Origin of the sequence: Erythrobacter neustonensis (genome assembly GCF_001663175.1) — a bacterium.
GTDB lineage: Bacteria > Pseudomonadota > Alphaproteobacteria > Sphingomonadales > Sphingomonadaceae > Erythrobacter > Erythrobacter neustonensis.
The window spans coordinates 2,121,565-2,131,070 of the sequence record NZ_CP016033.1 but is presented as its reverse complement, the minus strand read 5'-3'; the positions used below and the strand labels follow the sequence as shown (position 1 = coordinate 2,131,070).

Below are 9,506 nucleotides of genomic sequence, written 5' to 3'. Positions count from 1 at the left end.
TTTCAGCCCCCCGTCATCGACATGTGCCGCGCCAGCGCCGGCGCAGCGCCGCGTTCCTGCATGCGGAAATGGTGTTTCTCGGGCTTGATCCTGAGCGCCTCGTCAAGCGCAGCGGCAAGGCTTGCCTCGGGCGTATCTGATCGCAGCGCGCTGCGCAGATCGACCTGCTCGCCCCCGCCAAGGCACGGGTAAAGCTGCCCGGTCGCGGTCACCCGCAGCCGGTTGCACCCGGCGCAGAAGTTGCTGGTGTGCGGGGTGATGAAACCCAGCCTGCCGCCGGTTTCGGCAATGTCGACATAGGTCGATGGCCCGCCGGTGCTGTGCGCGCTGTCGGTCAGCGTCCAGCGCCGCGACAATCGGCTGCGCACCGCGTCGAGCGGGAGATACTGGTCGAGCCGTTCCTCCTCGACATCGCCCAGCGGCATCACCTCGATCAGCGTGACATCGTGGCCTTGCGCATGGCCCCATGCGATCAGATCGGGAAGCTCATCCTCGTTCACGCCCTTCAGCGCCACCGCATTCAGTTTCACCCGGATACCCGCCGCCCTGGCCGCGGCGATCCCTTCGAGCACCTGGGCAAGGCTGTCGCGCCGCGTGAGCGCGGCAAACCGGGCGCGGTCGAGCGTGTCGAGCGAAACGTTGACGCGCGCGACCCCGGCCCGCGCCAGCGCATCGGCGTGTGCGGCCAACTGCGTGCCGTTGGTGGTCAAGGTCAGTTCCTCGAGCCCATCCCCCAGCCTGCGCCCCAGCATCGCGAACAGATCGCCGATATCGCGCCGCACCAGCGGCTCGCCCCCGGTGATGCGGATCTTGGTCACGCCGCGCGCGATGAACCCTGACGAAAGCTGGTAAAGCTCCTCAAGGCTCAGCACGTCCTTCTTGGGCAGGAAGGTCATGCGTTCGGGCATGCAATAGGCGCAGCGCAGGTCGCAGCGATCGGTCACCGAAAGGCGCAGATAGGTGATCCGGCGCTGAAACCCGTCGACCAGCGGGCGCGGGCCCGCGCCGGCGAAGATCCTATCAGGCTGGCGGGGCACGGGCTGCGGCACAAGATCAGTCATGACATACCAGATACTGCCCTGTCACCCCGGGTGCATTTGCCAAAAATCGCAAGGTCGCGGTGCGCGCTGCGCCGGGCAACGCAGCGACGACGTTGACGCGCAGCGGCGCGGCCTCGCGGGCCAGATCGCGGGCGAGTGCGAGGCGCCAGTCGCGGTGATCGTAAGCGGCGGGCGGCAGGACGATCGCCAGTGCGCTGGTCGCCGGATCGGCCAGCACCGCGCGCACAGCGGCAAGATGCAGCGCCATGAACGCGGTCGCCGCATCGAGCGGCGCATCGGGCAGCGTGCCGACCGCGATCTCGCACTGCACCCGCCTCAGCCCCCGTGTTCGGGACGGCGCTGACGGCGCAGGGTGATGCCGATCTGCTCGCCCGCTTCGGCAATCGCCAGCTTGACGATCTTCACCGTCACCGCGAGCACGCGCGCATCCTGCACGAACAATGTCTCGCAGATATGATCGGCAACCGCCTCGATCAGCTTGAAGTGCACGCCCGCAGGCAGCCCTTCGGACGCGGCGAATTTGAGGTCCATGTAATTCTTCGACGCTTCCAGCGGCGTGTCGGGATCATAGCGATCCGCGACCGCATAATCGGCCGCGATCGAAATGCGCAGCGGCTGGGGCTTGCCGGTTTCTTCGGAATAGATGCCGGTGAGCACATCGACGACGAGATCGTTGACTTCAAGGATAAGCGAATCGGACATGCGCGCCCCTTAAAGCATCGCGCCCGAAAGTGGGCAGCGGTTTTCATCCCCTGCGCGGTCGGCGGCGATCAGGCCGGATTGCTCCACCGGGCAAAGATCGCGGTGGGCAGCAGGCGGCCCCGCGCGCCCTCTTCGCGCACCGCGAGATCGCCGTGTTCGATCCGCCCGGGCAGGCTCCCCAGCGCTTCTTCGAGCAGTCCGGCGATCGCAAGGCTGCTCATCCGCACGGCATAGACGGTGAGGAACAGGAAGCGGCTGTCGCCGTCCAGCAGGCGCGCGCAATCGGCGATCAGGCCGGGGAGATGTTCTTCGAGCCGCCACACCTCGCCATCGGGCCCGCGCCCGAATTTGGGTGGGTCGAGGATAATCCCGTCATATCGCTTGGTGCGGCGCACCTCGCGCGCGGCGAACTTGGCGGCGTCATCGGTCAGCCAGCGGATGGGCCGCTCCGCCATGTCGGACAGCAGCGCGTTCTCGCGGGCCTGCGCGACCGATTTCTTCGAGGCATCGACATGCGTGACCCGGCCGTGCTGCGACAAAGCGAGGCTGCCGAGCCCGGTGTAGCCGAACAGGTTCAGCGTTTCGGCCGCGTCCATCCCGGCAAGCTGGCCGCGCATCCAGTCCCACACCGGGGCCATGTCGGGGAAGAACTGCAAGTGGCGGAAGGGCGTGGGGCGCGCGGTGAAGCGCACCTCGTTCCAGCCAAGCTCCCACCCTTCATCGGGCAGGCGGTCTGCGCTTTGCCCCGAAAACTGCCAGCGTCCGCCGCCATCCTCGTCCGAGCCGGGGATGAATTCGCCGTTCGCCTGCCAATTGTCGCTGTGGGGCTGCCACAGGGCCTGGGGTTCGGGCCGAATGAAGGAATAGGGGCCGAACGCCTCCCACTTGCGCCCCGCCCCGCTGTCGAGCAGGCGGTAACTATCCCACCCGGTGCATTCCATCACCAGCGGCTGCTGGACAAGCATCGCCATCAGGCGTTCCCGGCGTGGCCGAGCACGTAATCGCGGGTGGTCGCGTAATCACCGGCAAGCTCGACGAGGCTTTCCTCGCGCCCGAACAGGTCGCCCACGCGCGCGGGCAGCGCGGGGCGCATGCCGACCGCGCGTTCGACCGCATCGGGGAATTTGGCCGGGTGCGCGGTGGCGAGCGTGACCAGCGGGACATGCGCCGGGATCGTGCCGGCGTCCGCCAAAGCCCGCGCGGCATGGAGCCCGACACCGGTGTGCGGATCGATCACTTGGCCCGCAGCAAGGTGCGCCCATTGCAGCGCGCGCGCGGTTTCGGTCTGATCGGCGCGCGCGCTCGCGAACAACGCGCCTGCGCCCTCACGCTGGGTGTTGGTGAGATGCATCGCCTTGGTGTCTTCGAAGGCATGCATCTGCGCGGCCAGCGCCGCGCCGTCGCGCCCGCCGGCATCGAACAGCAGGCGTTCGAAATTGGAAGAGACCTGAATATCCATCGACGGCGTGATCGTGGGCGTCACCCCGTCGGCGGCGTAATCGCCCTGCGACAGCGCGCGGTGGAGAATGTCGTTGATGTTGGTGGCGACGATCAGCCGCTCGATCGGAAGCCCCATCTGCTGCGCGACATAGCCTGCAAAGACATCGCCGAAATTGCCGGTCGGCACGCTGTAGGCGACTGTGCGATCGGGCGCGCCGAGTTGCAGCGCGGAAGCGAAGTAATAGACCACCTGCGCCATCAGCCGCGCCCAGTTGATCGAATTGACCGCGCCGAGGTTGAGCACGCTGGTCACATCCGCATCGGTAAACATCCGCTTCACATGCGCCTGCGCATCATCGAAGCTGCCTTCGATCGCGAGGTTGTGGACGTTGGGGCTCAGCACCGTGGTCATCTGGCGGCGCTGCACATCGCTCACCCGGCCCTTGGGGTGAAGCATGAAGATCTCGACCCGTTCGAGCCCGGCGACGGCATGGATCGCAGCAGAGCCGGTATCACCGCTGGTCGCGCCGACGATGGTGAGGCGCTGATCGCGGCGGGCGAGGAAGGTCTCGAACAATCGGCCGAGCAATTGCAGCGCCACGTCCTTGAACGCCAGCGTCGGTCCGTGGAACAGCTCGAGCAGCCAGTGCTGCTGATCGAGCTGCACCAGCGGGGTGACGGCGGCATGGCCGAAATCGCCATAGACCTTGTGGCAGATGGCGAGCAGCTCGTCATCGGTCAGGCTGCCGGCGACAAACGGCGCCATCACGCGCGTGGCGAGATCGGGATAGGCTAGCCCGCGCATCCCCCGGATCTCGTCGGCGGTAAAGCGCGGCCACTCGGCAGGCAGGTAGAGCCCCCCGTCGCTCGCGAGGCCTGCCAGGGTCACCCCTTCGAAATCGAGCGCCGGTGCGCGCCCCCGTGTCGAGACGTATTGCATGGGAGCGCGGGTTAGCGGGCGCGGCGGCGGATTGCCAGCACGTAGATGACAAGCGCGGTCAACGCGAAGAAGAACCACTGCCCGGCGTAGGCGAGGTGATTGTTGGGCAGATCGCCCGGATCGGGCCGTGCGAGCGGTTGCAGACCCGCCACCGGCGGATCGGCGACAAGCCGCGGGCCGGGCGCGATTACGCCGGTCACCTCCCCGCCTTGCCATTGCGGGGTCGCAAGATCGCGGGTGAAGCCGAGGTCGATCGTGATCGGCTTGCCGAAGCCGCCTTGGGTGCAGGTGGCGCGCACCGCAAGGCCCTTCTGGCCCGTTGCCGCAGTGCCCGAAACGGTGGTCAGTCCCGAGACCCGCCCGCAGGTGATCCGGCTGCGGCGAAACCATGCGCCTTGTGCATGGTCATCGGCGGGAAAAGGCACCTCGGCCGTGGTGGTCGCGGCGGCCTGATAGCGCGCGATCAGCGCCTCTTTCTCGCCCTTGCGCTGCAACTGCCAGAAACCGAGGCCCACCATCGTCAGCACCGCTGCGATCACCACGATGGTCGAGAATATCGGAATGCTGCGCGCGGTCATGACTGGCTCTCTTCGTATTCATGATAGACCCACATCGTCTTGTAGATCCGCAATGCGGCGATCACGGCCCCCACCGTCACCGGCGCCCAGAACAGCAGGCTCGCCCACAGCGGCGGCCGCAGCCACTCGTCGATGCCGAGTGCGGCCACGATCAGCACCAGCGCGAGCAGCATCGTGACCACGCCCACAAACCGGCCGCCGCGTTCAAGCTTTCGCAGATCAAGCCCGCAGGCGCGGCATTCCTCCGCCAGCGCGGCGGGCGCGGCAAACAACGTTCTGGCGCCGCAACTCGGGCACAAACCGGAAAGGGCAGCCGAGACGAATCCCGGCTGCCCTTTTTCCTGGTTCGGACTCTCGTCCGGACGCATCAGTGGTATTCAGCGCCCCAACCGCCCCACACGTAGATGGCGACGAACAGGAACAGCCACACCACGTCGACGAAGTGCCAATACCATGCCGCAGCCTCGAAGCCGAAGTGCTGACGCGGGGTGAAGTGGCCCTTGTAGGCGCGGAACAGGCACACCGCGAGGAAAATGGTGCCGACAATCACGTGGAACCCGTGGAAGCCGGTCGCCATGTAGAAAGCGCTAGAATAGGTGTTGCCGCCGAAGCCGAACGGCGCTGCGGCATATTCGTAGGCTTGGATCGCGCTGAACAGCACACCAAGCGCGATGGTCGCCCACAGGCCCTGCTTCAGGCCTTCGCGGTCGCCGTGGATCAGCGAGTGGTGCGCCCAAGTCACGGTGGTGCCCGAGCACAGCAGGATCAGCGTGTTGAGCAGCGGCAGCGCGAAGGGATCGAGCACTTCGAGGCCTTCGGGGATGAAGCTTGCCGCAGCCGCGCCCGCTTCGCCGAACAGGCTGGTGGTCGCACCGGTCGCCGCGTCATAGGTCAGCGGCGTCGGGAACAGCGCGAAGTCGAAGAAGGCCCAGAACCAGCCGACGAAGAACATGACTTCGGACGCGATGAACAGAATCATCCCGTAACGCATGTGGAGCTGCACCACCGGGGTATGATCGCCGCGCTGGGCTTCAACCACGATGTTCTTGAACCACATGAAGAAGGTCGCGATCAGGCCGGCAAGGCCCGCCCACATGACGATGCCCGCCGACGAACCGAACACGTCGGGATAGAGGCTGAGCACCAGACCGCTGGTGAAGGTCAACGCCGAGAACGAGCCGACAATCGGCCAGATATCGGGTTCGAGGATGTGATAGTCGTGGTTTACCTTGCCAGCCATGTGGTCGTTCCCGTCCCTGGGTTTAGCGGATCAATTGGTGCGCTTGGGGGCCGCAGCTTGCGGCGCTTCGGCGCGGTGGAAAGTATAGCTCAGCGTGATCTGTTCGACACCCTTCATGTTGGGGTCGTCAAGCATCGCCGGGTCAACGAAATACAGCACGGGCATGGTCACTTCCTGCCCCGGCTGCAAGGTCTGCTCGGTAAAGCAGAAACACTGGATCTTGTTGAAATACTTGCCGGCCTGTTCAGGCTCGACATTGAAGGTTGCCATGCCGGTGATCGGCTGGTCGCTGTCGTTGCGCGCGGTGTAGGTCGCGATGTCGCGTTCGCCGATGGTGACCGTGTCGGTCGCCTGCACCGGGCGGAAGGTCCATGGCATGCCCATTGCGGTCGTCGCATCGAAGCGGATCGAGATTTTCTGCCCCGTCGCCGCCGCCGCTGCGGCCGCTGCCTTGCTTTCGGACGCCACCATCGTCGTGCCGCCGAAGCCCGTCACCTGGCAGAACAGGCGATAAAGCGGCACTGAGGCATAGCCCAGCCCCAGCATCGCGAGCGCGCCGGCAAAGGCCAGCGCCCCGGTCCGCAGGTTCGCGCGCGCGGTGTCGGTAGCAGGAGACGCGATGCTCGCCATCAGCCCGCCTGCCCGCCGATCCGCACGATCGTGATCGCGTAGAACAGCACCACGAAGAACACCAAGGTCCCCGCAACGACCCAGTTGCGCGCCTTGCGGCGGCGCAGGAATTCACGCTCTTCTTCGGGGGTCATGCGATCCATCCCTGATAAAAGGCCACGCGGTCCGCCACTAGAGCGGCAAACAGGATGAAGAGGTAGAGAATCGAGAATTTGAACAGCGTCTTTTCGGGCGTCATCGCGTCATCTTCCGCGCGGGTGCGCGTGAAGACCGGCAGCGCAAGCAGCACGAACAGTGCGGACAGCACGACCGCGACGGAGCCATAGATCCAGCTCGTCCCGCCGATCACCCACGGCGCAATCGCGATCGGCACGAGCAGCACGGTGTAACCCATGATCTGGTTGCGCGTCACCTTCTCGCCCGCGACGACCGGGAGCATGGGGATGCCGACCTTCGCGTAATCGGTCTGCACGAACAGCGCGAGCGCCCAGAAATGCGGCGGCGTCCAGAAGAAGATGATCGCGAAGAGCAGCAGCGGCATCGCGGTGATGTCGCCGGTGACAGCGACCCAGCCGATCAGCGGCGGGAAAGCGCCCGCGCCGCCGCCGATCACGATGTTCTGCGGGGTGCGCGGCTTCAGCCACATCGTGTAGATCACGGCGTAATAGATGATCGCGCCCAAGAGCAGCGCTGCGGCAAGCCAGCCCACCGCAAGGCCCATCAGCACGAGCGAGGTCGCCGACAGGAAAATTCCGAAATCGCGCGCATCCTCGCGGCGCATCCGGCCACCGGGGAGCGGACGGCTCATCGTGCGCTTCATGCCGGCATCGATGTCGGCTTCCCACCACATGTTGAGCACCGCCGAACCGCCCGCACCCATCGCGATCGCGAGCACTGCGGTAAAGCCGATGATCGGGTGGATCGTCCCCGGCGCAGCGAGCAGGCCGCAGATCGCGGTGAAGATCACCAGCGTCATCACCCGCGGCTTGGTCAGCGCGAAGAAATCGCGCCATTCCGTGGGCATGGTCGCCGTGGCTTCGTTCGCCGTCGTCTGGGGTGCGGTGCTTGCCATCGTCAGGTCGGTTCCATTGCGAAGGAGCGCGAGACCGTGCCCGCGCTCCCCCCGTTTCATGTCGCTCCGGTAAAGGAGCCGATCAGTGTCCGGCGCTTATGCGGTTGCCGGACGGTGATCGTGATAGTCGTGCGCGTCCGTGATGATCGGCAGCGTTTCGAACTGGTGGTAGGGCGGCGGGCTGGGAAGCGTCCACTCGAGCGTGGTCGCACCTTCACCCCAAGGGTTCGCTTCGGCCTTCTTGCCCGCCAGCAGCGAGTAGAGAATGTTGACGAAGAAGAACACCATCGAACCGGCCATGATGTAGTACCCGAGGGTGCTGATCTGGTGCCAGTAGGTGTAGGCCTCGGCATAGTCGGGGTAACGACGCGGCATCCCCTGCATCCCGAGGAAGTGCTGCGGGAAGAAGATCACGTTCACGCCGATGAAGAAGGTCCAGAAGTGGATGTGGCTGAGCAGTTCGGAATGCATCCGGCCGCTCATCTTCGGGAACCAGTAGTAGAAGCCGGCGAACATCGAGAACACCGCGCCCATCGACAGCACGTAGTGGAAGTGCGCGACGACGTAGTAGGTGTCGTGCAGGTTGTCGTCGATCCCGCCGTTGGCAAGCACCACGCCGGTCACGCCGCCCACGGTGAACAGGAAGATGAAGCCCATCGACCAGACCATCGGCGACTTGAAGCTGAGGCTGCCGCCCCACATCGTCGCGATCCAGCTGAAGATCTTCACGCCGGTCGGAACCGCAATCACCATCGTTGCCGCGGTGAAATACATCTTCGTGTTCACGTCGAGGCCCACGGTATACATGTGGTGCGCCCAGACGATGAAGCCGACCACACCGATCGCGACCATTGCGTAAGCCATGCCGAGGTAGCCGAAGACCGGCTTCTTCGAGAAGGTGGCGATGATCTGCGAGATCATGCCGAAGCCCGGCAGAATCATGATGTAGACTTCAGGGTGACCGAAGAACCAGAACAGGTGCTGGTAGAGCACCGGATCACCGCCGCCGGCCGGGTTGAAGAAGGTGGTGCCGAAGTTGCGGTCGGTCAGCAGCATGGTGATGGCAGCAGCCAGCACCGGCAGCGCCAGCAACAGCAGGAAGGCGGTGACCAGCACCGACCACACGAACAGCGGCATCTTGTGCAGGGTCATGCCCGGCGCACGCATGTTGAAGATCGTGGTGATGAAGTTGGTCGCACCGAGGATCGAGCCTGCGCCCGAGAGGTGCAGCGAGAAGATCGCGAAGTCGACCGCAGGACCGACCGAACCGGTGGTCGAAAGCGGTGCATAAACCGTCCAGCCGGTGCCCGCGCCCGGACCCGTGCCACCGGGCACGAAGAGCGAGAACAAGAGGCTGAAGAAGCCCGCCACCGTCAGCCAGAAGCTGACATTATTCATGCGCGGGAAGGCCATGTCGGGCGCGCCGATCATCAGCGGCACGAACCAGTTGCCGAAACCGCCGATCATCGCAGGCATGACCATGAAGAACACCATGATCAGGCCGTGCGCGGTGATGAACACGTTCCACATGTGGAGCGCGGTGTTCAGGTCGTTGCCGCCGCCCATGAACTGGGCCCACCACTGCAGGTACTGGATGCCCGGTTCGGCGAGTTCGACCCGCATGATCCCCGAGATCCCGCCCCCGATGATCCCCGCGATGATCGCGAAGATCAGGTACATCGTGCCGATGTCCTTGTGGTTGGTCGACATGAACCAGCGGGCGAAGAAGCCCGGCTTGTGGTCGGCGTGGTCATCATGGGCGCCATGCCCGTGGTGAACGTCGAAGCCTTCTGCGGTGGTTGCCATGATCAGCTACTCTTCTGCTTCAAAGTCATGTTGTCGG

General features: G+C 65.1%; 12 protein-coding genes. All 12 read right to left on the bottom strand.

Going from position 1 to position 9,506, the window contains the following annotated elements; all coding sequences use genetic code 11:
* Positions 1-2: 2 nt before the first annotated feature.
* The 12 genes from moaA to ctaD all read right to left on the bottom strand — a co-directional run bounded on the left by moaA (position 3) and on the right by ctaD (position 9,469).
* Positions 3-1,061, bottom strand: a complete 1,059-nt coding sequence (gene moaA / locus A9D12_RS09830) for a GTP 3',8-cyclase MoaA (protein WP_082925503.1) — start codon at positions 1,059-1,061, stop codon at positions 3-5.
* Entirely contained in the window at positions 1,054-1,371 is a 318-nt protein-coding gene (locus A9D12_RS09825; protein ID WP_068351301.1) for a Rossmann fold domain-containing protein, read from the bottom strand. Before A9D12_RS09825 ends, moaA begins: the two co-directional genes overlap by 8 nt.
* Positions 1,372-1,376: 5 nt before the next feature.
* The gene (locus tag A9D12_RS09820; RefSeq protein ID WP_068351299.1) at positions 1,377-1,763 is read right to left on the bottom strand and encodes a dihydroneopterin aldolase; all 387 of its coding nucleotides are present in this window, start codon (positions 1,761-1,763) and stop codon (positions 1,377-1,379) included.
* Between the two features lie 68 nt (positions 1,764-1,831).
* On the bottom strand, positions 1,832-2,734 hold the full coding sequence (locus tag A9D12_RS09815; RefSeq protein ID WP_068351296.1) for a class I SAM-dependent methyltransferase: 903 nt from the start codon (positions 2,732-2,734) through the stop codon (positions 1,832-1,834).
* The gene (gene thrC / locus A9D12_RS09810) at positions 2,734-4,143 is read right to left on the bottom strand and encodes a threonine synthase (RefSeq protein ID WP_068351294.1); all 1,410 of its coding nucleotides are present in this window, start codon (positions 4,141-4,143) and stop codon (positions 2,734-2,736) included. The genes A9D12_RS09815 and thrC overlap by 1 nt, the downstream gene beginning before the upstream one ends.
* A gap of 11 nt (positions 4,144-4,154) precedes the next feature.
* Entirely contained in the window at positions 4,155-4,721 is a 567-nt protein-coding gene (locus tag A9D12_RS09805) for an SURF1 family cytochrome oxidase biogenesis protein (RefSeq protein ID WP_068351292.1), read from the bottom strand.
* Positions 4,718-4,993: a DUF983 domain-containing protein gene (locus tag A9D12_RS09800; protein WP_231889593.1), complete on the bottom strand. Its 276-nt coding sequence runs from the start codon at positions 4,991-4,993 to the stop codon at positions 4,718-4,720. The genes A9D12_RS09805 and A9D12_RS09800 overlap by 4 nt, the downstream gene beginning before the upstream one ends.
* Before the next feature lie 95 nt (positions 4,994-5,088).
* On the bottom strand, positions 5,089-5,961 hold the full coding sequence (locus tag A9D12_RS09795) for a cytochrome c oxidase subunit 3 (RefSeq protein ID WP_068351284.1): 873 nt from the start codon (positions 5,959-5,961) through the stop codon (positions 5,089-5,091).
* 30 nt (positions 5,962-5,991) lie between these two features.
* Positions 5,992-6,591 (bottom strand): cytochrome c oxidase assembly protein, encoded by a 600-nt coding sequence (locus A9D12_RS09790; protein ID WP_068351282.1) that lies wholly within the window; start codon positions 6,589-6,591, stop codon positions 5,992-5,994.
* On the bottom strand, positions 6,591-6,725 hold the full coding sequence (locus tag A9D12_RS15110; RefSeq protein ID WP_257737033.1) for a hypothetical protein: 135 nt from the start codon (positions 6,723-6,725) through the stop codon (positions 6,591-6,593). The genes A9D12_RS09790 and A9D12_RS15110 overlap by 1 nt, the downstream gene beginning before the upstream one ends.
* Positions 6,722-7,663 (bottom strand): heme o synthase, encoded by a 942-nt coding sequence (locus tag A9D12_RS09785; protein ID WP_068354222.1) that lies wholly within the window; start codon positions 7,661-7,663, stop codon positions 6,722-6,724. The genes A9D12_RS15110 and A9D12_RS09785 overlap by 4 nt, the downstream gene beginning before the upstream one ends.
* Positions 7,664-7,759: 96 nt before the next feature.
* Positions 7,760-9,469: a cytochrome c oxidase subunit I gene (gene ctaD / locus A9D12_RS09780; protein ID WP_068351280.1), complete on the bottom strand. Its 1,710-nt coding sequence runs from the start codon at positions 9,467-9,469 to the stop codon at positions 7,760-7,762.
* Positions 9,470-9,506: the final 37 nt, after the last annotated feature.